The following is a 24,451-nucleotide window of genomic DNA, read 5'->3' as shown; positions in this document are numbered from 1 at the left end:
ACAGCGGCGGCGCGCACCGATAGCGTGTGGCGCCGTGCGCGTTGGCATTGTGATCCTTCCCGAGGACCGCTGGTGGGCGGCCGAGCCGAAATGGCGGGCCGCGGAGGAGTACGGCTTCGACCACGCCTGGACCTACGACCACCTGGGCTGGCGGAACCTGGTCGACGGGCCGTGGTTCGGGGCGGTGCCGACGTTGTCGGCCGCGGCGATGGTCACGTCCCACATCCGCCTCGGCACGTTCGTGACCTCACCGAACTTCCGTCATCCGCTGCCGTTGATGCGTGAGGCGATCACCCTGGACGACCTGGCTGACGGGCGGCTCCTGCTCGGCATCGGCGCGGGCGGCACGGGGTACGACACCACCGTGTTCGGGGAGCCCGAGCTGACCGCCCGCCGACGGGCCGACCGCTTCGTCGAGTTCACGACGGTCCTGGACGGGCTGCTGCGTGAGGACGGTCACGACCACGCGGGCGAGTACTACACCGTGCAGGGCGCCAGGAACCTGCCGGGAGCGGTGCAGCACCCGCGTCCGCCGTTCGTCCTCGCCGCCAACGGGCCGCGCATGATCCGCTTTGCGGCGCGCAGCGGTGACGCCTGGCTGACCACGGGGCGAAACTCCGAGGAACTCGAGGAATGGTGGAAGGGCGTGGCCGAGTCGTCGGCGCGCTTCGACGAGGCGCTCGCCGCCGAGGAACGCGACCCCGCCACCGTCGACAGGTACCTGAGCCTCGACGCCGCGCCCGTGTACTCGCTGACCAGCAAGGACGCGTTCGCCGAGGCCGCAGGGCGGGCAGGGGAACTCGGGTTCACCGACGTCGTCGCCCACTGGCCCCGCAGCGGCACGCCCTACCAGGGGCGGGAGGTCGTCCTGGAGGAGGTCGTGGACGAGGTGCTGCCGACGCTGCAGAACCGGCCCGCCGCCGAGTGACGCACACGGCCCACCGAGCGCCACTCTCCGTGGTTTTGGCTGCGAATGGAGCGCCGAGAACTGCTCTGAACGGGTGATGTTCTCGCGGCGGACTACTCGTTCGGGTGAGGGGTGGAACCGCCTGCGTGGGTCCGTGCGTCGGTCCTGGCACGAGCGGGGAACACGAGCTCGGGACCGGGGCACACGGTCCGGGCGTGTGGTCATCGGCGGGGGTGCCGAAGCGCAGGCCCCCGTGTGGCGAGGTGGTGTCGGAAGGCGTGCGGGCGGTGCGGCGCCCCGCGCAGTGGCGGGGAACGCCATGAAAGGAAAGACACCGCAGGGCCTCGCCGCACGGGGGTCGTAGCGCGTCGGTAGCCTTTTGCACCGTGAGCGCGCTTACCGAAACTCCCAGCAACGGAAATGCCGGTTTCGACGGATATGACCTCGTCGTCGTCGGCTCCGGCTTCTTCGGCCTGACCGTGGCCGAACGAGTGGCCAGCCAGCTCGACAAACGCGTCCTCGTGCTCGAGCGCAGGCACCATATCGGCGGCAACGCCTACTCCGAGCCGGAACCCGAGACCGGGATCGAGGTGCACACCTACGGCGCCCACCTGTTCCACACGTCGAACAAGCGCGTGTGGGACTACGTCAACCAGTTCACCGACTTCACGGATTACCAACACCGCGTCTTCGGCAAGTACCAGGGCCAGGTGTATCCGCTGCCGATGAACCTGGCCTTGATCAATCAGTTCTTCGGCAAGTCGCATTCCCCGGACGAAGCGCGCGAACTCATCGCGGAGCAGGCGAGCGAAATCGACACCAAGGATGCGCAGAACTTCGAGGAAAAGGCGATCTCGCTGATCGGCCGCCCGTTGTACGAGGCGTTCTTCCGCGGTTACACGGCCAAGCAGTGGCAGACCGACCCGAAGGAACTGCCCGCGGCCAACATCACCCGCCTTCCGGTGCGCTACACGTTCAACAACCGGTACTTCAACGACACCTACGAGGGTCTGCCGGTCGACGGCTACACCGCGTGGCTCGAGAAGATGGCCGAGCACCCCAACATCGAGGTCCGCCTGAACGTCGACTACTTCGACGTCCGCGACCAGATCCCCGAGGGCACGCCGACCGTCTACACCGGCCCGCTCGACCTGTACTTCGGTTACTCCGAGGGCCGTCTCGGCTGGCGCACGCTCGACTTCGACACCGAGGTCGTGCCCACCGGCGACTACCAGGGCACCTCGGTCATGAACTACAACGACGAGGACGTGCCCTACACCCGGATCCACGAGTTCCGGCACTTCCACCCCGAGCGCGAGGACCGCTACCCCAAGGACAAGACGGTCATCGTGCGTGAGTACTCGCGGTTCGCCAAGGAGGACGACGAGCCGTACTACCCGATCAACACGCCCGACGACCGCGAGAAGCTCGAGCGCTACCGCGAACTCGCCAAGACCGAGGCCAAGCAGCGGAACGTGCTCTTCGGCGGGCGGCTCGGCACCTACAAGTACCTCGACATGCACATGGCCATCGGGTCGGCGCTGTCGATGTTCGACAACAAGATCGCGCCGCATCTGACCGACGGCGCCCCCTTGGACGGTTCGATCGATGCTTGAGAAGGACCCCGCGGTGACCGGCACCGTCGACGCGACCGACGCCGCCCGCGTCGAGGGCGTGCTCGACAACACCACCGCAGCGCCTGCCGACACGCCCGCCGCCCCGCCCTCCGGTGAGGTGGCGGTGCTGGCGGCCGTGCAGGAGCGCATCACCAACCCGACGACGGTGAAGATCGCGCGCGGCATGTCCCACTTCGGTGAGCACAGCGCCGGGTGGTTCGCGCTCGCGCTGGTCGGCGCGGGGGCCGACAAGCGGCGGCGGAAGGACTGGCTGACCGCGGCCGCGGGCATCGTGGGCGCGCACGCCGCCTCGATCGCCGTCAAGCGGGTCGTGCGCAGGCCGCGTCCGCAGCACCCGAGCGTGCAGGTCGGCGTCGGCACGCCCAGCAAGCTCAGCTTCCCGTCGTCGCACGCCACGTCGACGACCGCGGCGGCCGTGCTGTATTCCGGGCTGACCGGGCGGAACGTCGTGCCGGTGCTGGTGCCGCCGATGCTGGCGTCCCGGCTCGTGCTCGGCGTGCACTACCCGTCGGACGTGCTCGCGGGCGCCGCGCTCGGCGGCGCTGTCGGCGGGCTGCTGCGTCGCAAGCTGAACCGAAAGCGGAGCTCACGATGAGCGAGACCACCCACGAGGCCGAGGCAGGCGAGACGAGCGTGTCGAGCGAACAGACGGCCGGCCAGGCTGCCGGCGGCGGAAACCTCGTGACCGGACTGCTGAAGACGGCGAGGCCGCGGCAGTGGGTCAAGAACGTCCTGGTGCTGGCCGCGCCGTTCACGGCGGGCGAGATCGCCACGGGCGGCGTGCTGCTGGAGGCGCTCGTCGCGTTCGCGGCGTTCTCCCTCGTCGCGTCGGCGGTCTACCTGGTCAACGACGCCATCGACGTCGAGGCCGACCGTGCCCACCCGACGAAGTGCAAGCGGCCCATCGCGGCGGGCATCGTGCCCGTCCCGGCCGCCTACGCGGCGTCGGCGGTGTTCTTCCTCGCCGGCTGCGCGCTGAGCCTGCTGGCCTCGTGGCAGCTGCTGGTGGTGCTGGTCGTCTACATGGCGGTGCAGCTCGGCTACTGCTTCGGGCTCAAGCACCAGCCGGTCGTCGACCTCGCGATCGTCGGGTCCGGCTTCCTCATGCGCGTGATCGCGGGCGGTGTCGCCACGGGCATCTCGCTGTCCCAGTGGTTCCTGCTGGTGACCGCGTTCGGCTCGTTGTTCATGGTCGCCGGCAAGCGGTACGCCGAGGTCATGCTCTTCGAGCGCACGGGCGCGAAGATCCGCTCGTCGCTGAAGAAGTACTCGGCCAGCTACCTGCGGTTCGTGTGGGCCACGTCCGCGGCGATCCTGATCATGTCGTACTCGCTGTGGGCGTTCGAGCAGCAGCAGGCGCTGCAGGAGGGCATGGCCTGGAGCGTCATCTCCCTGGTGCCGTTCGTGGTGGCCGTGCTGCGCTACGCCGTCGACGTCGACAGCGGCAACGCGGGCGAGCCCGAGGAGATCGCGCTCCACGACCGCGTGCTCCAGGTGCTCGGCGGGGCCTGGGTGGTCCTGCTCGTCCTCGGTTTCTACCTGTAAGCCGGGGCGCGCGTGAGCTCGACGATGGACGACACCGCCGTGCCGCCCGCAGCTGAGACGAGGGAGCCGCGCGCGCCGTTGCCCGGTCCGGGCCGGACCGCCGTCGAACTGCTCGTCGCCGTCGTCGGCGCACTCGTCGTCAGCCTGGCGATCCAGTTCGTCGTCGGACGGGCCCCGAACCTGGTGCCCGACACCTACGTGCCCAACGCCGCGCTGACGCTGCTGGGCACGGCACTCGTCGTCGGCCTGCTCGGCGGGCTCGTGGTGCGCCGCGTGCGCACGGCGCCCGGCTGGGTGCGGTTCGCAGGCGCCACGGGTGGCCTCGCCGCGCTGTCGACCCTCACGCTCGCCCTGCCGCTGCTGTCGACCCGCTTCTACCTCGGCGGCACGACGGGCGACAACGAGTTCCGCCTGCGCTACCTGGAACGCATGGCCTCCGGCGCGGGCCTGACCGACTTCAACTACGAGGGCCTGCCGCCGTTCTACCCCGCAGGCTGGTTCTGGCTCGGCGGCCGGTTCGCCAACCTCTTCGGTCTCCAGGGCTGGGAGGCCTACAAGCCGTTCTCGATCGCGACGATCGCCGTCGTCTCGGCCGTGACGTTCGTGCTGTGGCGACTCGTCGTCCGCGGCCGCACGGCCGTCGTGGCGAGCCTGGCCACGCTCCTGATGGGCCTGCACGTGCCGGGCGTCGGCGAACCGTACGCGTGGCCGACCACGGCGTGGCTGCTGCCCGTGCTGGTCCTGACGTGGACGTGCCTGCGCGAGCGCGACAGCGCCAGGTGGCCCCTCGTCCTGGCCGGCGTGCACCTCGGCGTGTGCGCGATGACCTACACGCTGCACCTGGCGTTCGGCGCCATGGTCGTCGTGGTGATGGCGGTGCTGGCCGGGGTGCTGGCGGTGCGCGGAGGGGTCCCGCGCGGCGAGGTCGTCCGCGGGCTCGTCGGCAGGGTGGCGATCGTCGCCGCCGTGTCGGCCGTGCTGATGCTCGTGGTGTGGGCGCCGTACCTGTTCGGCGGCGGACTCGGCGCGAAGAACGTCGCCGCCCAGTACCTGCCGGAGAACAGCGTCTACTTCCCGACGCCGTTCTCCCCGAGCGGGCCGATCGGCCTGCTGTGCCTCACGGGCCTGGTGTGGGCGGTCGTGCGCGTGCGCGCGAGCCGGATCGCGGTCGTCGCGCTGATCACCGTCGGCTCGGTCTACCTCTGGTACGTGCTGTCGATGCTGGCGCTGGCGTTCGACACGACGTTGCTGGCGTTCCGGTTCAACGTCACCGTCAACGTCACGCTCGCCGTGACCGGGACGTTCGCGGCCGTCGACACGTTGAGCTGGGCGCTGCGCCGCTGGCACGTGTGGCGGCGGCAGATCACCGCCGTCGTCGTGGTGGTGGCTATCGGCCTGAGCGTCGGCGTGCTGCAGGACAGCATGCGGGGACCGATGTCGGGCGGCATCGAGCACGCGCTGACCGACTACTACGACAACGGCAGGACGCCCGAGAGCCGCGACCACGACCCCGAGGAGGAAGAGGACGAGGGGATCTGGAGCGGCAGGTTGCTCGCGGCGATCGACGAGCTCGGCACGGGGGTGCCCGAACAGGAGACCGTGCTGTCCGAACAGCACCACATGCTCGTCTTCCGGCCGTTCTGGTTGTTCCACGACCACCGGCCGCACTACACGAACCCGTTGTCGCGGCACGCCGAACGGGCCGCCCAGATCGACGAGTGGGCCGAGTCGTCGAACCCGGAGCAGCTGTACCGGCGCATGCATTCGGGCCCGTTCGAGGCGCCGACCGTGGTGGTGCTCAAGAAGGGCGAGGAAGGCAACTACTTCTACACGGTCAAGTACGACACCTTCCCGCGGAAGGTCGCCGCACTCGGCCGCAAGGTGACCTTCGAGCCGTCGCTGTTCGACTCCCCGCGGTTCGACACCCGCGAGGTGGGCCCGTACCTGGTGGTGGCGGTCCGCTGATCCTCGGTCCGGGAGGGCGCGGGCTCGCCCGGGTCAGTCCGGATAGTCGAGGCGGAAGATGCTGATCGGTTCGGCGAGTTTGTCCCCGCGCAGGTAGGTGGGCACCGGGGTCTCGGTGGCCAGCTGCATCAACGGCACGTACGGACCACCCGCGCTGCCCACGTACGACACGCTCCCGATCGCACGGATGCTCGGCCCCGAGGCGAATCGGTACCGCACCGGCTCGACGACTCCGCCCGCCACCGACGGCGCGTGGCGGCACGGCAGCGTGAACGCACCGACCCAGTCCAGGATCACCGGCTGCGACGCAGGCACCAGCTGCCGCGACGGGACGACCTCCGGCAGTCGCGGCGCGCCCACGGCGGCCGTGCCGTCCCCGGCTCGTTCGTCCACAACGGACACCCGCAGGCGCGTCGCGTCGGCGGGATCCAGGCGCACGTCCCGCCAGTCCTCGTCGAGTTCGACGTCCTCCACGTGCAGCACGCGGCCGGAGTCGTCGGCGAACTCCACCGTCATCGACACCGCACCCGCACCGCGGGCGGGCACCACGACCGGCGGCGAGTCGGGCGAGGCGGCCTCGGCGGGCAGGCGGTACCACGACGTCGTCACCCTGCCCGCGCCTCCGGTGCTGTGCCAGACGGGGGCGCCGGCGGTGCCGTACGGCCGGGCGAGTCCGTCGCGCGGGAACTGTCCGTTCTCGGCGAATCCGTCCATCGTGGCCGGTCCGGTCGCGGGCAGGACTCCCTTGCCGATGTCGGGTTCGGCCTGGAGCCAGCGTTCGATGCCGCACGGATCGCCGGACAGGGCGGCCAGATTCGCCGCACCCGTCGTGTAGGTCGCCGATCGCGGGACCATCGCGTAGGCCATCGTCCCGACCTCCACGACCACGACGCCGAAGGCGACGACGGGCACGAACCACGCCGGGCTCCGCAGCCACCGCCACGCACCCACCAGCCCCGCGACCGCGAGGGCGATACCGGCCACCAGTGCGAGGTCGGCCGCGTCGATGTTCGCGACACCGGGCGGGACGTCGGCCCACTTCACGTTGAGTCCGCCGAGGAACCACCAGCGCAGGGGCGCGCCCAGCCCGATCCACACGGCGACGGCGAGTCCGGCGCAGGCCAGGGAGCGTTGCCAGGCGCGGGGCAGTGCGCCGCGCGCGATCGTGTGGACCGCGGCCGCCACCAGCAGCGTGCCGATACCGCCGAGGGCGCCGAAGTGGTGGGTGTACTTGGTGGGGGTCAGCGCGAGCGCGCCGAAGTACAGCACCGACGCGATCAGGAGCCTGCGGGTCGGCGTCAGCGCGAGTTTCGGCGTGTGCCGCGCGACGAGGAGTACCGCCAGCACCGCCATACCGAACCACAGCAACAGCACGGGCATCCGGCGGTTCAGCCCGCCCTGCGACTGGTCGAACAGCCACTCGTACCGCTTGCCCTCGCCGAAGATCCCGTAGCTGGGCCCGATGTCGGTGCGCACCTCGGTGGCGTGCAGCACCGCGTCGAGTGGCTGGCCGTGGAACATCAACAGCAGGACCGACGCGCCCGCGCCCAGCAGGACCGCGACGGCACGCATCCCGTGTGCCCGCAATGCCGGCCACGCGGCGGGAAGCGCGACGAGCAGCTGGAAGGCCACCGCGACGCCGGTCGGCGTGACCGTGGTCGTCGCACCGGCCGCCACGACCGCCCCGGCCAGCAGCGACAGTCTGCGCAGCGCGATGCCACGTTCGACCAGTGCCGCCGTGACGAGGGAACCGAACAGCACCCACGGTTCCGGCCGCAGGCCGATTCCGAACTGGACGGTCCACAGCAGGAACACACCTGCGGCCGTCCAGCGCGCCAGGGTCAGCCTGCCCTTGGCCAGCCTGGGCAGGAGCAGCCGGTCGATCAGCCACCACGAGGCCAGGCACAGCAGCAGCGAAGGAAGCCGCATCCACAACGTCGTCGTGCTGATCTCCGCCCACGGCCGGTACAGCTCGTAGAACCAGCTGAACGGTGCCTCGGGGGCGTTGAACCAACGCATGTAGTTGCCGACGAAGCCGGTGTGCTCGGCCGACAGGATCATCGTGACGATGTAGCCGTCGTCCACCGTGGACGCACCGATCACCGTCCACCCGGCCAGCGCGCCGAGCACCACGGCATCGGGCAGTCGTGGCCGCGCCCAGCCCCGCGGCAGCAGGCGCACGCGACGGCGGCCGGTCCCGGCGTCCTCGGCTTCGCGGCGGCGCAGGGCGAACAGCATGCCCACGAGACTCGCCAGCGCGACGAGGCCGGCGGCGATCTTCAGCGCGCCGGGACTCGAGGCGTAGCGCGTGTCCGGGGTGACGTCGACGTGCAGGTCCGCGGCCTGGGTCGCGTCGGTGAACAGCCCGTTGACCACGGGCCGTTCGGACGAGGCGCCCACGCGCGCGCCGTCGGCGTGGACGACGGTGCCGTGTTCGCCTGCGGTGATGCTCCAGCGGCACGACTCGCCGCGCGGCGCCGACGCCAGCTCGCGGTCGCCGAGCGAGACCGTGATCCGCCCGTCGGCGACCGCGACGGTGACGCCGTCGGGCGCGGGCTGCTCACCGCCGGGGCCGGTGGTCGAGACGAGCACCCCGTCGGCGAGGCCGGCCGCGTCGGCACACGTGAACGTGATGTCGAGGTGCTCCGGCGCGTACGGCAACAGGGGCAGCGCCCGGTCGTGCGGGGCGCCGTCCGGCCACGCGTAGGTCACGGGCTCGTGGTTCACCGGGGCGAGGACGAACAGGACCGCGGCGAGAGCCGACAACAGTCCCAAAACGGCCACGAGAGGGCGTCGGGCCGTGCGACGGCTGGACGCGGTCGCGGTGGCTGCCACGCCGGAAACTCTAGATACTCGCGATGTAGCTCCGAGTGAAGGCCCTCGGCGTGTACGCGTCCCGGCCGCAAAACAGGGGAGTAACCCGATGCGCCTGCCAGGATGAACGCCGACTGCGCCGAACGGTGTCAGCGAAGGTCCTACCGCGGAAGTACGGCCATGCCACCAACAATGCGCACCGCCGGGATCGTCGTCGCGTCCGCGGCGGCCGGACTGCTCGCCTTCCTCCTGACGAGGACGAGCCTGACCGACGACGCCTACATCACCCTGACCTACGCCAGGAACCTCGCCGTCCACGGCGAATGGGGGATCATCCCCGACGCCGCGGCCAACTCGGCGACCTCGCCGCTGAACGTGCTGCTGCTCGCGCTCGCCACGCTGCTCACCCGGCTCGTGGGCGACGCGCAGCCGATCCTCGCGCTGGGCGTGGTCACGGTCGCCGCCACGGCCGCGCTCGGGTGGGCGTGGGCGCGGATGGCGGCGCGGCTGCGGTTCGGCACACCCGTGGCACTGCTCGGCGTCGCGGTCGTGGTGACGAATCCGTTCGTGCTGTCGGCGATCGGCCTCGAGGTGCTGCTGGTGCCCGCCGTGCTGGCGTGGCTGGCGGCCGCGACCGTGGAACGCCGTCCCGTCGTGTTCGGCGTCGCCGCCGGGGTGGCGATCCTCGTCCGGCTGGACCTGATCGTCTTCGTGCTCGTGATGGTCGCCGTCGCCGGCGCGCGAGCCCTGGGCCGAGGCTGGTGGCGGGCGCTCGTCGCGATGATCGCCGTCGCGCTGCCCTGGTACCTGCTGAGCTGGCTGACCTTCGGTTCGGCGGTGCCGGACACGCTCGTGATCAAACAGTCGCAGGACGGACTGTTCGACCCGTGGACCTACGCCAGCGGGCTCGGCCTGTACCTCCGCTCGGCCGACGTCGCCGTGCTGGCCTCGCTCGTGCCCGCGGCCCTCGGCGTGGTCGCGCTGCTCGTCGCGGTCGTCGTCCGGCTCACCGTGACCCGCAGGCCCGCGCTGGGTGCGGCGGCGGGGCTGGGCGCGGGTGGTGTCGCGTACTTCCTCGTCTACACCGCACTCGGCGTCGGGCCGTATCACTGGTACTACGCGCCGCCGCTGACGTCGCTGGCGATGTGCGGGGTGCTGGCCGCGGGTGCCTGGTGGGGCCTGCGACGCGCACACCCGGAGCAGCAGGAGGACGGGGCGGGGCAGCAGGAGGACCGTACGGATCGCCGGCCGGCAGGGGCGACCGGCGCGGCCGCCGTGATGGCCGTGATGGCCGTCGTGGTCGCGGCCACCGTGGTGGTCGAGGTGGGCAGGGGCGTGCCGTGGCGCTCGCCGGTCATCTTCGGGAACTGGGCCAGCGCCGAGGACTACGCGCGGGTGGGCGAGGAGATCGGCCGCATCGTCGGCGACGACGTCGTGCGGTCCCCGGGGGAGATCGGCACGTTGGCCTACTTCTGCGAATGCCGCATCGTCGATCCGTTCTCCGACCGCGGGCGCATTCCGGAACTTCTCGACGAGCGACTGGCCGATTCCGGGACGGTCGGAAAAGCTCTCCTCGAATTCAACTATCTGTGGTTCGACCGTGATCGTGAGCCGCTGACTCCGAGGTATCGCATCCTCTACGACCGTGGACTCGGTCACGGTCCGAATACGTGGAACGTACATTCCGACGCAAAGGGCACGGGCCACTTCCGACTCGTCCGCATCATGTGACGCACCGGTTCCGTTCTCGCGCGGACCCGGTAGCTTGTCCGTGGTCGAACGGGTAGGAGCGATGACGACGACACACGATGCGGACGCGCCCATGACCGCGCAGGACGACGGCGAGGCGGCCACCGGCGCCGGCGCCGCGACGAGCCCTGCGACCGATCCCGACGCTTCGCAGCCGCCCGAAACGGCGGAGTCGTCGGCCGTGCCCGATGCGCCGAGGGGACGTCTGCAGCGGCTGCGCCGCGGCCGCGACCCCATCGCCTGGCTGCTGGGCGCGGGCGCCGCCCTGGTCGCGTGCGTGTTCGTCGTCGTCGACCTGGCGTGGAACCAGGGGGCGTTCATCGCCCCGCTCGACGACGTCTACATCCACCTGCAGTACGGCAAGCAGCTCGGCAGCGGTGAGCTGTTCCGCTTCAACCCGGGCGATCCGATCAGCACCGGCGCCAGCAGCATGCTGTACACGGTGGTGCTCGCGATCGGCCACCTCGTCGGGTTCAGCGGCAACGGACTGCTGGGCTACGCGGTCGTGGTCGGCATCGTCTGCACCGCGTTCGCGACCGGCCTGACCTACCACCTCGGACGGGTGCTCGTCGGCAGGGCGACCGGCGTGTGGGCCGGTGTGCTCACCGCGGTGTCGGGTCCGCTGATGTGGGGCGCGGCCAGCGGCATGGAGGTCGGCCTCACCGCATTGTTGGCCACCGGCATGGTCTACCTGTTCGTCCGCGAACGCCCCGACCGCCGGTTCCGCTGGACGCCCGTCGTGGGTGTGGCGCTGGCGTTGGTGCGCCCCGAGGGCATGGTCCTGGCGCTGGCGCTGAGCGGTGCGATGGTGTGGACGACGCTGTCGGGCAGGCGCCGCGGAGAGGGGTTGCGGCCGCGCGCTACGGCGTGGACGCTGCTGCCGCTGCTTGCTCCGATCTGCCAGTACCTCTTCTACCGGGTCGCCACGGGCACGTTCACGGCCAACGGCGTGCAGTCGAAGTCGTTGATGTCCGACCGGCCGCAGTTCTACATCGGCGACTTCGTCAACCGCGCCATGGACAACCTGCGCGGCGCCGTCGGCTTCTTCAACGGCCTGTCCGGGCAGAACTACGCGTTCCCCGGCATGCTCGTCGTCTTCGTCCTCGGCCTGGCCTACGTGCTGGTCAAGCACCGCAGGTGGCGGGCGCTGGTGATCGCGCTCGTGGTCGCCTTCGCCGGGATCGTCGCATCGGTGTCGACCCTGTCGACGGCCCTGATCCACGAACTGCGCTACTTCCAGCCGTTCCTGCCCGTGTACATCCTGTTCACGGTGATCGGGCTGTACGCACTGTCCCGGCTGGTGGCGCGGGGCCGGTTCCGCCAGGCGGCGCTGCACCTGTTGCCGACCGTCGCGTTGCTGTTCTCGCTCGTGGCGCTGCCCCAGTGGGCGTGGCGGTTCGGCTGGGAGGCGGCGACCATCCGCGACACGAACGTCTCGGTCGCCGCGTGGATCCGCGGGAACCTGCCGCCGGACGCCGTGGTCGGGGTGAAGGACGTCGGCGCGGTCGCCTACTACAGCGGGCACAAGGTCGTCGACACGATCGGCCTGACGTCCAACGGCTTCGCCGAGGCCAGCAACCACGGGCCCGGCGCGCTGTACGAGAAGTTGCGGGCGATGCCGCCGGGCGAACGTCCCGACTACTTCGCCGTCTACGAGCAGTGGCCTGGCGCGTCGATGCACTCGTTCGTCGACACCGGAGTGTTCGTCGCCGAACCGGAGATGACGTTCGACCTCAACGTGCCGCGCGACAGCTCCGGGTGGAGCATCGTGCCGTTCGACGAGATGAACGTGTACCGGGCCGACTGGCGGCTCGCGGGCACGGGCGACCGGGCGCCGGTGGACGGCGACGTGCGCGACCACGTCGACGTCGGCTCGCTCGACTCCGAGACCGAGCACGGCTACGAGGCCGACATGGAACAGCCCGGCGTGCAGCCCTACACCGACCTGCGGCGCCAGGACGGGATCATCGACAGCAGCAGGTACATCCTCGGTGGCGAGACGTTCCGGATCGGCAATCTGCGCCCTGGTCAGGACGCGACGCTGACGAGCCGCACGATGGTCAACGGTATCGAGCAGTTCGTACGCGTGCGGGTCGACGGGCAGGAGGTCGGCGTGTGGAACCTCGGCCCGAACCGTGAGTCGTGGGAGACCCGCTCGTTCGACATCCCCGGCCGCTACCTCGACTCGGCGGACGCCGAGATCACCCTCGAACCGGTCCGGCCCCTGCTCAGCCCGTACCCGGAGTACACGAGCTACGGCTACTGGGTCACCCAGTAGAGCGCCAGTAAAAGCCCCCGAGGGCCCCATGGTTGCGTTCAACGCAACCATGGGGCCCTCGGGGGCTTCGTGATGCCGGGGACGGCTCAGATCGGGAGCTTGCGGAAGATCGGGCGTGGGACGTGCCGCAGCGCCGACATGACCCAGCGGAACGTGCCGGGGGCCCACACGAGGTCCTTGCCGCTGCGAGCCGCGTTCACGGCGATGTCGGCGACCGAGTCGGCGGTCTGCTCGAGCGGGGCCTTGTCCATGCCCTCGGTCATCTTCGTGCGCACCTGGCCGGGGCGCACGACCGTCACGTGGACGCCGTACGGGGCAAGCGCCTCGCCGAGACCCAGGTAGAAGCCGTCGAAGCCGGCCTTGGTGGAGCCGTAGACGAAGTTGGACCTGCGGACGCGCTCGCCGGCCACCGACGACAGGGCGATCACCGAACCGTGCCCCTGCTGCTTGAGCCGCTCGGCCAGCGCGACGCCCACCGACACCGGAGCGGTGTAGTTGACGGTCGCCATCTCGACGGCCTGCGCGTGGTCCTGCCACGCCTCCTCGGCGTCCCCGAGCAGGCCGAAGGCCACCACCGTCACGTCGACGTCGCCGTCGGAGAACGCCTTGTCGATCACCATCGGGTGCGAGTCGGTGTCCGTGGCGTCGAAGTCGATCGTCTGCACCTCGGCGCCCTTGTCGCGCAGGCGCTGCGCGGCGTCGTCGAGCCGCGGCGACGGACGCCCCGCGAGCAGCACGCGCATCGGACGGTCGGCGAGGTACTTCTCGGCGATCGCGAGACCGATGTCCGAGGTCCCGCCGAGCAGCAGCAGCGACTGGGGGTTGCCCACCGCGTCGATCACAGTTCCAGCCTCCTGGCCATGTCGGAGATGAAGATGCCGTACGGGTCGACGGAGTGGCGGACCTTCTTCCACTCGTCGATGCGCGGGTACATGCGGTGGAACGTCTCCGCGGTGGTCCGCGAGTCCTTGGCGGTGTACAGCCTGCCGCCGATGTCGAGCACCATCTCGTCGAGCTCGGCGCACAGCCGCGACAGGCCCGGCTTGATCGGGAAGTCGAGGCACACCATCCAGCCGGGGTGCGGGAACGACAGCGGTGCCCGGTTGCCCTCGCCCATGCGCTTGAACACGTTCAGCGCCGAGTAGTGGCCCGAGTGCGCGACCTTCTCGACGATCCGGCGCAGCCCCTCGTTCGCCCCGAGTGGGGTGCTGAACTGGTACTGCAGGAAGCCGTTGCTGCCGTAGCCGCGGTTCCACTCTCCGACCAGGTCGAGCATGTGGTAGAAGGCCGTGATGTTCTGGATCGAGCCGCGGCCCTGCTTCGGCGTGGACCGGTAGTAGAACTCACCGATCGCGCTGAGCGTCAGCTTGTTCATCAGGCCGTTCGGGAACACGTCCGGCACGGTCAGCAGCTGCGGGGCCGAGAACTTCAGCGGCTCGGCGCGCAGTTTCGGCGGGAGCTCGTCGAGCTTGGCCAGCGAACCACGGGCGAACGCACCGCGGCCGAGCTTGCGGCCCGTGGAGATCGTGTCGAACCACACCGACGAGTACGTGTAGTTCTCGTCGGAGCCGTCGCTGATCAGCTCGAGCGTGCCGTCGAGGTCGTCGGTGCGGTCGTTGTCGACGATGAAGTACGCGGTCTCGGTGCGCGTCATGCGGATCCGCGCGCGGACGATGATGCCCGTGAGGCCGATCCCGGCGACCGTGGCCCAGAACAGGTCGGACTCCGGGCCGTCCGGGGTCAGGGTGCGGACGCGGCCGTCGGCGGTCACGAGATCCATCGACAGCACGTGGTTGCCGAAGCTGCCCGCGCTGTGGTGGTTCTTGCCGTGGATGTCGTTGGCGATCGCGCCGCCGATGGTCACCTGCCGCGTACCGGGCAGTACCGGCACCCACAGTCCGTAGGGCAGCGCCGCCTTCATGAGGGCGTCGAGGCTGACGCCGGCGTCCACGTCGACCACGGCGGTGTCCGGGTCGATCGAGTGGATGCGGTTCAGCGCGGTCATGTCGACGACGAGACCGCCCGCGTTCTGGGCCGGATCGCCGTACGAGCGGCCGAGCCCGCGCGCGATGACCCCGCGCTCACCGGCCTGCGCGACCGCGCGTGCGATGACTTCGGCGTCGGGTGTGGTCAGAACGTTCGCCGTGGTCGGCGATGTCCTGCCCCAGCCGGACAGGGTGCGCCGTTCGATGTGTCGTTCGGGAGTCGGTGCGCTCACTCGAGTCAGGGTAACCACTTCGAGATAAGGGCTGTCTCCGGACTCACAATGTCCGATCCCTACACTCATTGCGGGCAACACCTGAATCCGGATACGGCAGCATCAGCCGCTGCGGGAACGCAGGCGGGATAGTACGAGGGTGCAAAGGATGCAGCGGTGACAACGATGGAATCTTCCGCAGGCGAGGTCGCGAAGCCGGCGTCGCCAGGCCTCGTCGCGCAGATCATGCGGTTCGTCCTGATCGGCGGGTTCTGCGCCCTCGTCGACTCCGGCCTGTACGTGTTGTTGTTGCAGGCGGGCACCTGGGTGCATTTGGCGAAGGCGATCAGTTTCATCGCCGGAACCACCACCGCCTATTTCCTTAACCGCCGCTTCACATTCACGGGCGCACAAAAGGGCGGCGCCGGCCAGCTCGGCGGGTTCGCCGCGCTTTACACGACCACGTTCTTCGTGAACGTCGGAACGAACGCCCTCATGCTCGCGACCCTGCCTGCCGACTTCACCTGGCGCGTGGCGTCGGCATGGATCATCGCTCAGGGCACGGCCACGGCCATCAATTTCGTGATGTTGAAATGGGTCGTGTTCCGCGAAGCCCGCGACTGAACCGCCGCAAGCCTCATGCGGACCGCCCACGAGGGGCCTGTACCTTACTGGCGTTCGCGCAATGGGGTGAATCCGTCGAAGCCGGCGGACCCGCCGTTTTGATCACGCAGTCCGGTGGCCAGCACTACTTGGAGGACGCCACTCATGTCCGGTGAAGCAACAGTGACCGAGGCTGGGAACCAGATGGCCGGCGAGCTGCTGCAGGCCCACACCCCGGAATCGGGGCGTCTGCTGGCCCAGCGCAGCCTGTTCGAGGGCCCGTCGGCGATCGTCAGCAAGGACCTGTACTTCGAGGTCTCCGAGGGTGTCGCCACCAGGGACCGCGAGTCGCTGACGCTCGAACCGTCCGCCAAGGCCACTGGCAACACCTACTTCGGCCGGTTCCCCGCGTCGTACTGGCAGCGCTGGACGACCGTGCGTTCGGTGACCGTCGAGGCCGTCGTCAGCGGTTCGGGACGGCTGGCCGTGCGTGCCTCCGACGTCGACGGCCAGCCCCGCACCATCGCCGCCCGTGCGGTGACCGACGTGGTGCAGCGGACCGTGACCCTCGAGGCGAAGCTCGACAAGTTCCTCGACGGCGGCGCCCTGTGGCTCGACCTGGAGACCGACGCGCTCGAGCGGCTGACCGTCTCGCAGGTGCGCTGGACCGTCGAAGCGCCGGAGACCGTGCGGCCGACCGCGGTGACCATCTGCACGATGAACCGCGCCGACGACTGCCTTTCCAACCTGCGCACCCTCGCCGACTCGCTGCCCGCCCTCGAGACGCTCGACGCCATCTACGTCGCCGACCAGGGCACCGACACGGTCGACTCGCGGGACGGTTTCGCCGACGTCGCCGCGGCGCTCGGCGACAAGCTCAAGTACATCAAGCAGCCCAACCTCGGGGGTGCGGGCGGCTTCACCCGCGGCCTCTACGAGGTGGCGGGCGTGTCGGCGGCCGAGCACGCCAACGTGCTGTTCATGGACGACGACGTGCTGCTCGAGCCGGACATCGTCATCCGGATGACGGCGTTCTCCAACAAGGCCGCCAACCCGATGATCGTCGGCGGCCAGATGCTCAACCTGCTGCACCCGAACCAGCTGCACGTCGGTGCGGAGTACGCCGCACTGAACGCGCTGCAGCCCGGCCTGCCCGTCCCGCACAGTCTCGAGACCGCCGACCTGCTCGGCGTCGACCCGAAGACCGGCAAGAAGAACCGCCAGGAGCGCCGCCTCGACGCCGGCTACAACGGCTGGTGGTCGTGCCTGATCCCGTCCGAGGTCGTGCAGAAGATCGGCTACCCGATGCCGTTCTTCTTCCAGTGGGACGACGCCGAGTACAGCTACCGCGCCCGCGGCGCCGGGTTCCCGACGGTGACGCTGCCCGGTGCCGGCGTGTGGCACGCCGACTTCCACTGGAAGGACTGGGACGAGTGGCACCGCTACTTCAACCTGCGTAACTCGATCATCACCGCGGCGCTGCACAGCCCGTTCGACCTGAACCTGCTCTCGCGGGTGCTCATGGCCCAGGTGGTGCGCTACCTGCTCGGCATGCAGTACGGCCTCACCGCCACGCTGATCAAGGCTGTCGAGGACTTCCTCGAGGGCCCGGAGATCCTGCACGACGGCGGGGTCGCCGCCATGAAGGAGATCCGCGAGATCCGCGCCCAGTACCCGGAGACCAAGCGGCACGACCCCACCGACGTGCCCGGCATCCCGTCCAACGACATCGTCATCAACAACACGGCGCCGCGGCCGAGCCTGCAGCGCGCCATCCTCGTCAAGCGCATCCTCGACCGGCTGCGGGGCAAGCACCGCTTCGGCATGGGCGCCATTCCGGCCGACGAGGCGCACTGGTGGCACGTGTCGCTGTTCAAGACCGCCGTGGTCACCGACGCCTCGCAGGAGGGCGTGCGCGTCCGCTCCTACGACAAGGACCGCATGATGGAGCTGGCCAAGCGGGCCGTGCAGGTCATCAGCAGGCTCCGCAAGGAAGGCCACGCCGTGCAGGCGCAGTACAAGCGCGCCATGCCCGAGCTCACCAGCCGCGAGAACTGGAAGCGGCTGTACGAACTCTGACGTGGTGAGGTCTTCGGCCTGCGGCTGCGCCCACGCGTCAGCGCAGGCCGAAGACCTTGCCCGACCGCTGCAGATCGTCGACGTACGCCGCCGCGACATGGGCGAAATTGATCTGCAGAATGCGGTCGTCCGGATCGCGGATGCTCTGCACCGAACCGTGGTCCAGGTACAGATTCAGTTGTTTCGTCACGTCGTCGACCACATCCGCGTGCAGCGGGAACACCAGCGGTTCTCCGCCACTCACCAGATGCAGGACGAGCGCGGGTTTCGAATCGGCCATGTCCCAACCTGACCACCGGGCGCCACCGAGCGGCAAGCCGGTTCGCTGACAGCGGATCGGCGAGTCCGCGATCCCCGGACTCGCCCCGGCGCGCGAGTTCAGGCTGCTAACGTTCTGCCCGCAGACGACACGGAACCGGGGGAGAGATGGCGCGTTCGTTCTCACTGTCGCTCGTGGCAGTGGACATCCTGCTCGAGCAACTCAAGCTCGGAAGGTCGCCGTTCCCGTTCGAGATCCCGCACGTCGGCACCACCCACACCCAACGCGCGCAGGTGCGCGAAGCGGTCCTGCGCGACCTCGAAGGCCGCGGCCTCGCCCGCGGCGGCCGTCTCGACCCCGACACCGAGACCGCCTTCCAGGCCTTCGTGCGCGCGCCGCTCGTCGTGACCCTCGCGGGCACGCTCGACGACGACGAGGAGCTGTACGCCCGCGCGGTCTCCGACCGGCAGGCCGGCCTGCTCGTGCGCCAGGACGGCAACATGCTCGTCTTCGAGGAAGTCCGCGCCACCAACTTCGTCGCCGAACTCGTCGACGTCCTGCCGCTCACCAAGCCGGCCCCCGGCCAGTCCATCACCGTGCCCGTGCCCTCCCGCGCGCCGCGGCCCAGTGGAGGGGACGGTGGATACGACCCGTTCCGCGGTGTTCAAGCCCCACGCTCGGGACACAACTCCACTCAGGAACGAGCCGTCGCCCGGCTCTTCGAGAAGCCCATGAAGCGCCTCGGGTTCTTCACCGCCTTCGTGCCCGGCGACGAGGGCAGACCGACCAAGCTCGACCCGCTCATGTGGTTCGACAACGAGGACGGCCGCTACCTCGGCTCCCAACGCTCCGCCGAGGACGGCCAGGCGTGGGCCACGTACGCACCCGCCGACAACGCGCGCCTGGTCACGCACCTCTACACCCAGCTCGAGCCGTACCTGTAGCCGCGTGGCCCGGCGGTGCGATCCGCGCACCGCCGAGCCACGCGTCGCAAGCCGGCTACGTGCTGGCGCCAGGTCGCGTCTGACATCCCCGCTCGCGACGGCAGAGGATCATCAGACACGACCTAGGCGAAGATGTTCAGCACCAGCACGAGGCCGAATCCGATGACGCCGATCAAGGTCTCCAGCACCGTCCACGTCTTGAGCGTGGTCTTGACGTCCATGCCCAGGTAGCGGCCGACGAGCCAGAACCCGGAGTCGTTGACGTGCGAGAGCACGGTGGCGCCACAGGCGAGCGTGATCACCAGCAGGGCCCGGTACAACGGCGTCACGCCTTCGGTCGCGGCGAGGGTCGGCGCGATGAGGCCGGCTGTGGTGGTGAGTGCGACCGTGGCCGAACCCTGGGCCACCCGCAGTCCCGTGGAGATCAGGAACGCCGCGAGGATGAGCGGGATGCCGAGGTCCTTGAGCGTTTCGGCCAGGGCCTGGCCGATGCCGCTGACGTAGAGCACCTCACCGAACATCCCACCCGCGCCGGTGATCAGGATGATCGCGCAGACCGGCGCGAGGGCTCCGTTGACGATGTTCTCCACCGAGGCGCGGGAACGCCCGCGGCCGAGCACCACGAGGCTGACGAGCGCCGTGACGAGCAGCGCGATCGGGGTTGCGCCGAGCACCCGCAGTGCCTGCACCCAGGTCGCGTCGGCGTCGACGACGCCTGCGGTGCCGAGGGTGTTCAGGCCGGTGTCGAGGAAGATCAACACCATCGGCAGCAGGAGGATCGCGATGACCGTGCGGAACCGCGGGTAGGGCAGTTCCCCGGTTGCCGGGCCTCCACCAGCCGAGTCTCCGCCGGCCGAGTTCCCGCCGCTCGGGCCTCCGTCGGCCGAGTCTCCGCCGGTGCCGGAGTTGGTTCCCGGCGCACCGGGGAGGGAGAGGGCGGGCACGGCCAGGTCCACGCGGCGGCCGATCATCTTGCCGCCGACGTAGCCCGCGAGGTACCAGGTCGGCACCGCGATCACCAGGCCGACGAGCAGCACGAGGCCCATGTCGGCGTCGAGGAACTCGGCGGCCGAGACCGGGCCGGGATGCGGCGGGACGAAGGCGTGCATCACGGCGAATGCGCCGAGCGGCGGCAGCGCGTAGAGCAGCACCGAACCGCCGAAGCGGGTGGCGACGCTGAAGATGATCGGGACGAACACCACGAACGCGGCGTCGAGGAAGATCGGGAACCCGAAGAACAGGGCGGCGACGCCGAGAGCCAGCGGGGCCCGTTTCTCCCCGAACCGGTTGACCAGCGAGTTGGCCAGTACGTCCGCGCCTCCGGTGACTTCCAGTAGGCGGCCGATCATGGCGCCGAGGCCGACCAGCAGGCCGACTTCGGCAAGGGTGCTGCCGAAACCGTCCATCAACGTGTCGACGAGCTCGTTGAGCGGAATCCGGGTGGCCACCGCGGTCAGCACGCTGACCAGCACGAGTGCGATGAGCGCGTGCACCCGGAACTTGATGATCAGCAACAGCAGCAGTGCGACGGCTCCGGCTGCGATCGCCAGCAGCGGGCCCACTCCGTAGGCCGGCGTTATCTCTTCCATGGGTTTCCTTTTCTCAACACTGAGTTGTTTCGTGCGCCCGGGGTTCGGCGATTGCGCTGTCGGTGACGGATTCGGTCGTGGTGGTCGGCTGTCCTACTCGGACTCGAGCGTGCAGGTCGGCGCGGTCGGTCAGCGGGTGACGTCGCCGTCGCCGGCTGCGAGCTCACTGCGGTCGGGGAGGCCTTCCCAGTCGCCGGTGACCGCGACGGTCAGTGCTCCGGCCATGGCCGCGTCGTCCAGTTGCTGCCGTACGGGCTCACCGCGGAGCCGGGCGGCCAGGTATGCGGCGGCGAAGGAATCACCCGCGCCCACCGGGTCGACGACGGTGGTGGGCCGCGGCGGAACCGTGACGATCTCCCCATCGACGAGGGCCACCGCGCCGTCCCCGCCGAGTTTGATCACGACCTCGCGTGGTCCGAGCGCGGCCAGGGCGCGGGCGAGCTGCGCCGGGTCGGAGCCGTCCACGAGCAGTCGCGCCTCGTCCTCGGTGGCGAACACGACGGTGGCTGCCGACGTCAGACGGCGCAGTGCCGCGGTGGCCTCGTCGGGGGTCCACAGCGCGCGGCGGTAGTTGAGGTCGAAGGAGATCGGCACGCCGGCGTCGCGGGCCGTCTCGGCCGCGGCGAACGCGGCTTCGCGGGCGGACTCGCTCAGTGCTGGCGTGATGCCGGTCAGGTGGAGGACGCCGGCCCGCCGGACGGCGGTCTCGTCGACGTCGGCCGGGCGCAGCCGGGACCCGGCGGAACCGGTGCGGTAGTAGGAGACGCGGGTCCGCGTTCCGGTCCGCCGCTCCTTGACCATGAGCGCGGTCGGCGCGTGTTCGTCGGTCAGCACGTGCTCTGCGGGCAGCTGCTGACCGGCCAGGGTCATCCGGATGAGCCTGCCGAACTCGTCGTCGCCGACGCGCCCGATCCACGTGGCCCGGCCGCCCAGGCGGGCCACGCCGATCGCGACGGTCGCTTCGGCACCGGCGACGCCGAGGGACAGGTTCGGCGCATGCCGCAGCGGTCCGACGATGGGCGAGGTGAGCACGGCCATTGCCTCGCCGAGGGTGACGAGCCCGCTCATGCGGCGGCCTCGGTTTCGGCCAGGAACGTGTGGGCGCGCCTGCGCAGCTCGCCCAGGTCGCCGCCGTCGAGGGCGTCGCCCAGCAGCGGACTGCCGATGCCGAGTCCGCACGCCCCGGCCTCGAGGAAGGGCCGCACGAGATCCAATGTCACCCCGCCGGTGGGCAGCAGGTCGATGTCGTCGAGCGGGGCACGGAGTTCGCGGATGTAGCCGGGACCGCCCAGGCTCGCCGGGAAGATCTTGACGGCCGTCGCGCCGAGTTTCGTGGCGGCGGTGACCTCGCTGGCGGTGAACGCACCGGGAAAGTAGCCGAGGCCGCGCGCGTGCACCCGGGCCGCCACGTCGGAGTCGGTGTCGGGGGCGACGACGAACTCCGCGCCTGCCTCGGCGGCCCGGTCCACGTGCTCCGGTGTGCGGACCGTGCCCACGCCCACCTTGGCGGACGTGCCGTGCCGCTCCACGGCGCCGCGGACGGCGTCGAGCGCGCCGGGGGTGTTCATCGTGATCTCCAGACAGCGCACGCCGGCGTCGACGAGCGTGTCCACGACCGCGTCGACGTGCTCGCCGGAGCGTCCGCGCAGGATCGCGACGATCCGCGTACTCCGCAGGGCGTCGCCGAGCAGCGCCGCGCTGTCGGGAGTGCCGCCGGCGGCACTGCCTTCGGAGGCCCCGCTCTGCGGGGTCGTCGAGCTCATCGCCATACCTCCGGGGAGTCCTTGAATTGCAATATATGCAAACACCTTGTAAATTCTGCATCAGTCTGTACGCTGCGCGGTCGAAGGTCAAGGAGTGGGATGTCGACAACGGTTGCCAAGGCGGTGCTCGTGCTGCACCAGCTGGCCGACGGTCCGCGGTCGCTGTCCGCGCTCGCCGAGGCCGTGGGCGTGCACTCGTCCACGGCGTTGCGCATGATTCAGCCGCTGCTCGCCGACGGGCTGATCGCACGCGGTGGTGACGGCAAGTACCGCCTCGGCCTGCGGCTCGCCGAGCTCGGCCAGCAGGCGCTCGACAACGTGGATCTGCACGGCGCGGCACACGGCCACCTGCTGGAACTGGCCGAGGACGTCGGCGCGACCGTGCACCTGGCGCAGCTCATCGACGATGCGATCGTCTACGTCGACAAGATCGAACACCGGGCGACGATGCGGATGTGGTCGCGTATCGGCCGGGCCGTACCGCTGCACACGTCGTCGGTGAGCAAAGCGATCCTCGCCGGCCTCGAGCCCGAGCTGCGCGACCGGCTGATCGCCCGGTGCGGATTCGAATGGCACACCGACGAGACCATCACGACCCGCGAGGCGTTGCTCGCCGAGCTGCGCGTGACGGCCGACCGTGGCTACGCCACCGACCTGGGCGAGTTCGAACCGCTCGTGCACTGCATCGGCATCCCCGTGCCCCAGTCGTCCGGCGTCGATGCGGCCGTCTCGATCACCACGATCCAGGCGTCCCCCGACGTCGACGCGCTCCGCGGGCTGGTTCCCCGGCTCGCCACCGCGGCGAAGGCCATCGCCGCCGACCTAGGCCACCGCGGCTGACCTCGGCCGCCCCCTACCCGGCACCGAACAGGAGACATCGCCCGTGAAGATCACCAGCATCAAGACGTACCTGATCGAGCCTCGCTGGCTGTTCCTGCGAGTGGAGACCGATGACGGCATCGTCGGCTGGGGAGAACCGGTCGTCGAGGGCCGCGCGCACACCGTCGCGGCAGCGGTCGACGAGATGTCGGACTACCTGATCGGCGCCGACCCCACGCGCATCGAGGATCACTGGCAGGTGCTGACGAAGGGCGGCTTCTACCGGGGCGGGCCGATCCTGTCCAGCGCGGTGGCCGGCATCGACCAGGCGTTGTGGGACATCCGCGGCAAGTCGCTCGGTGTGCCGGTGCACGAGCTGCTGGGCGGGGCGGTGCGCGACACGATGCGGATCTACTGCTGGATCGGCGGTGACGAGCCCACCGAGGTGGGTGAGGAGGCCGCCAGGCAGGTCGAGGCCGGTCTGACCGCGGTGAAGATGAACGCCACCGGACGGATGCGGCCGCTGGAGACGACCGCGCAGATCCAGGCAGCCGTCGACCGCGTCGCGGCGGTGCGCGAGGTCATGGGCCCGGACCGCGACGTCGCCGTCGACTTCCACGGCCGGATCTCGCCCGCCGTGGCACGGGTTCTGTGCCGGGAACTGGAACCGTTGCAGCCGATGTTCGTCGAGGAACCGGTGGTGCCGGAGCTGTCGGCGGACATCGGAAAGATCTGCGCGTCGACGACCATCCCCATCGCCACGGGTGAGCGGCTGTTCTCGCGGTGGGACTTCCGGGACGTCCTGCCGCAGGGCGTCGCCGTGGTTCAGCCGGACCTCTCGCACGCGGGCGGCATCTCCGAGTGCCGGCGGATCGCGGCGTTCGCCGAGGCCTACGGCGTCGCGCTCGCGCCGCATTGCCCGCTCGGCCCGGTGGCACTCGCGGCCAGTCTGCAAGTCGACTTCGCCAGCCCGAACGCGCTCATCCAGGAGACGAGCCTGGGTATTCACTACAACCAGGGCTCGGACCTGTTGGACTACCTGGCCGACCCGGCGGTGTTCGCGTTCGCCGACGGCTACGTCCAGCGACCGACCGCGCCGGGCCTTGGCGTCGAGATCGACGAGGCGGCCGTCGAGAAGGCCGCGGAGACCGGGCACCGGTGGCGCTCCCCGATCTGGCGCCACGAGGACGGCGGCTTCGCCGAGTGGTGACCGGCGCTGCCGGCCCGGCCACCACCCCTCAACGGCACGCTGCCGCGGGACTGTGTTCGATGCGCCCAAGGGCCCCTTGGTTGCGCTGAATGC

General features: G+C 70.2%; 19 protein-coding genes. 12 read left to right on the top strand and 7 right to left on the bottom strand.

All coding sequences use genetic code 11. The annotated features are described in order from the left end of the window. The first annotated feature begins 34 nt into the window (after positions 1-34). The 5 genes from IF64_RS0100775 to IF64_RS0100755 all read left to right on the top strand — a co-directional run bounded on the left by IF64_RS0100775 (position 35) and on the right by IF64_RS0100755 (position 6,054). The gene (locus tag IF64_RS0100775; RefSeq protein WP_030530010.1) at positions 35-928 is read left to right on the top strand and encodes an LLM class flavin-dependent oxidoreductase; all 894 of its coding nucleotides are present in this window, start codon (positions 35-37) and stop codon (positions 926-928) included. 365 nt (positions 929-1,293) lie between these two features. Continuing rightward, on the top strand, positions 1,294-2,523 hold the full coding sequence (glf, locus tag IF64_RS0100770; protein ID WP_030530009.1) for a UDP-galactopyranose mutase: 1,230 nt from the start codon (positions 1,294-1,296) through the stop codon (positions 2,521-2,523). After that, the gene (locus IF64_RS0100765) at positions 2,516-3,139 is read left to right on the top strand and encodes a phosphatase PAP2 family protein (protein ID WP_084705568.1); all 624 of its coding nucleotides are present in this window, start codon (positions 2,516-2,518) and stop codon (positions 3,137-3,139) included. Before glf ends, IF64_RS0100765 begins: the two co-directional genes overlap by 8 nt. After that, complete coding sequence (locus IF64_RS0100760) at positions 3,136-4,089, top strand: decaprenyl-phosphate phosphoribosyltransferase (RefSeq protein ID WP_030530007.1); 954 nt, start codon at positions 3,136-3,138, stop codon at positions 4,087-4,089. The genes IF64_RS0100765 and IF64_RS0100760 overlap by 4 nt, the downstream gene beginning before the upstream one ends. A 12-nt stretch (positions 4,090-4,101) precedes the next feature. Continuing rightward, positions 4,102-6,054: an arabinofuranosyltransferase gene (locus IF64_RS0100755; RefSeq protein ID WP_145600569.1), complete on the top strand. Its 1,953-nt coding sequence runs from the start codon at positions 4,102-4,104 to the stop codon at positions 6,052-6,054. Between the two features lie 33 nt (positions 6,055-6,087). Here the strand turns inward: IF64_RS0100755 and IF64_RS0100750 are convergent, their stop codons facing one another. Beyond that, entirely contained in the window at positions 6,088-8,889 is a 2,802-nt protein-coding gene (locus tag IF64_RS0100750) for an arabinosyltransferase domain-containing protein (RefSeq protein WP_036875471.1), read from the bottom strand. A gap of 159 nt (positions 8,890-9,048) precedes the next feature. Between IF64_RS0100750 and IF64_RS0100745 the strand changes: the two genes are divergently transcribed. Both IF64_RS0100745 and IF64_RS0100740 read left to right on the top strand, forming a co-directional pair. Further along, the gene (locus tag IF64_RS0100745) at positions 9,049-10,599 is read left to right on the top strand and encodes a glycosyltransferase family 87 protein (RefSeq protein ID WP_036875470.1); all 1,551 of its coding nucleotides are present in this window, start codon (positions 9,049-9,051) and stop codon (positions 10,597-10,599) included. A gap of 61 nt (positions 10,600-10,660) precedes the next feature. After that, positions 10,661-12,895, top strand: a complete 2,235-nt coding sequence (locus IF64_RS0100740) for an ArnT family glycosyltransferase (protein ID WP_145600571.1) — start codon at positions 10,661-10,663, stop codon at positions 12,893-12,895. Positions 12,896-12,981: 86 nt separating this feature from the next. Here the strand turns inward: IF64_RS0100740 and dprE2 are convergent, their stop codons facing one another. Together dprE2 and dprE1 are read right to left on the bottom strand one after the other, a co-directional pair. Beyond that, complete coding sequence (gene dprE2, locus IF64_RS0100735) at positions 12,982-13,737, bottom strand: decaprenylphospho-beta-D-erythro-pentofuranosid-2-ulose 2-reductase (protein ID WP_030530002.1); 756 nt, start codon at positions 13,735-13,737, stop codon at positions 12,982-12,984. Continuing rightward, positions 13,734-15,182, bottom strand: coding sequence for a decaprenylphosphoryl-beta-D-ribose oxidase (gene dprE1, locus IF64_RS0100730; RefSeq protein WP_048808659.1), 1,449 nt, complete (start codon positions 15,180-15,182; stop codon positions 13,734-13,736). The genes dprE2 and dprE1 overlap by 4 nt, the downstream gene beginning before the upstream one ends. Positions 15,183-15,278: 96 nt before the next feature. Between dprE1 and IF64_RS0100725 the strand changes: the two genes are divergently transcribed. Beyond that, positions 15,279-15,716: a GtrA family protein gene (locus IF64_RS0100725; protein WP_030530000.1), complete on the top strand. Its 438-nt coding sequence runs from the start codon at positions 15,279-15,281 to the stop codon at positions 15,714-15,716. Positions 15,717-15,899: 183 nt separating this feature from the next. Next, complete coding sequence (locus IF64_RS0100720; RefSeq protein ID WP_425468487.1) at positions 15,900-17,774, top strand: glycosyltransferase; 1,875 nt, start codon at positions 15,900-15,902, stop codon at positions 17,772-17,774. 37 nt (positions 17,775-17,811) lie between these two features. Here the strand turns inward: IF64_RS0100720 and IF64_RS0100715 are convergent, their stop codons facing one another. Next, positions 17,812-18,054, bottom strand: a complete 243-nt coding sequence (locus IF64_RS0100715; RefSeq protein WP_030529998.1) for a hypothetical protein — start codon at positions 18,052-18,054, stop codon at positions 17,812-17,814. A 146-nt stretch (positions 18,055-18,200) separates the two neighbouring features. Here IF64_RS0100715 and IF64_RS0100710 point away from each other — a divergent pair, with 146 nt between their 5' ends. Further along, the gene (locus tag IF64_RS0100710) at positions 18,201-18,977 is read left to right on the top strand and encodes an ESX secretion-associated protein EspG (protein WP_030529997.1); all 777 of its coding nucleotides are present in this window, start codon (positions 18,201-18,203) and stop codon (positions 18,975-18,977) included. Positions 18,978-19,099: 122 nt separating this feature from the next. On the opposite strand, the gene IF64_RS0100705 is transcribed toward IF64_RS0100710, so the two are convergent. From IF64_RS0100705 to IF64_RS0100695, 3 genes are all read right to left on the bottom strand, one after another. Continuing rightward, positions 19,100-20,566: a GntP family permease gene (locus tag IF64_RS0100705; protein ID WP_030529996.1), complete on the bottom strand. Its 1,467-nt coding sequence runs from the start codon at positions 20,564-20,566 to the stop codon at positions 19,100-19,102. Between the two features lie 129 nt (positions 20,567-20,695). Continuing rightward, positions 20,696-21,634: a sugar kinase gene (locus IF64_RS0100700; protein WP_030529995.1), complete on the bottom strand. Its 939-nt coding sequence runs from the start codon at positions 21,632-21,634 to the stop codon at positions 20,696-20,698. Next, positions 21,631-22,329: a bifunctional 4-hydroxy-2-oxoglutarate aldolase/2-dehydro-3-deoxy-phosphogluconate aldolase gene (locus IF64_RS0100695; RefSeq protein WP_084705595.1), complete on the bottom strand. Its 699-nt coding sequence runs from the start codon at positions 22,327-22,329 to the stop codon at positions 21,631-21,633. The genes IF64_RS0100700 and IF64_RS0100695 overlap by 4 nt, the downstream gene beginning before the upstream one ends. A gap of 99 nt (positions 22,330-22,428) precedes the next feature. Between IF64_RS0100695 and IF64_RS0100690 the strand changes: the two genes are divergently transcribed. Next, positions 22,429-23,169 carry an IclR family transcriptional regulator gene (locus tag IF64_RS0100690; RefSeq protein WP_030529993.1) on the top strand — a complete coding sequence of 247 codons (741 nt, stop codon included), beginning with the start codon at positions 22,429-22,431 and terminating at the stop codon, positions 23,167-23,169. 43 nt (positions 23,170-23,212) lie between these two features. Then, positions 23,213-24,358 carry a galactonate dehydratase gene (gene dgoD / locus IF64_RS0100685; RefSeq protein ID WP_030529992.1) on the top strand — a complete coding sequence of 382 codons (1,146 nt, stop codon included), beginning with the start codon at positions 23,213-23,215 and terminating at the stop codon, positions 24,356-24,358. Positions 24,359-24,451: the final 93 nt, after the last annotated feature.

Source organism: Prauserella rugosa (assembly GCF_000719975.1).
Classification (GTDB): Bacteria; Actinomycetota; Actinomycetes; order Mycobacteriales; family Pseudonocardiaceae; genus Prauserella; species Prauserella rugosa.
Note: the sequence above shows the minus strand (reverse complement) of the source record. Positions and strands in the feature narration are given on the sequence as shown.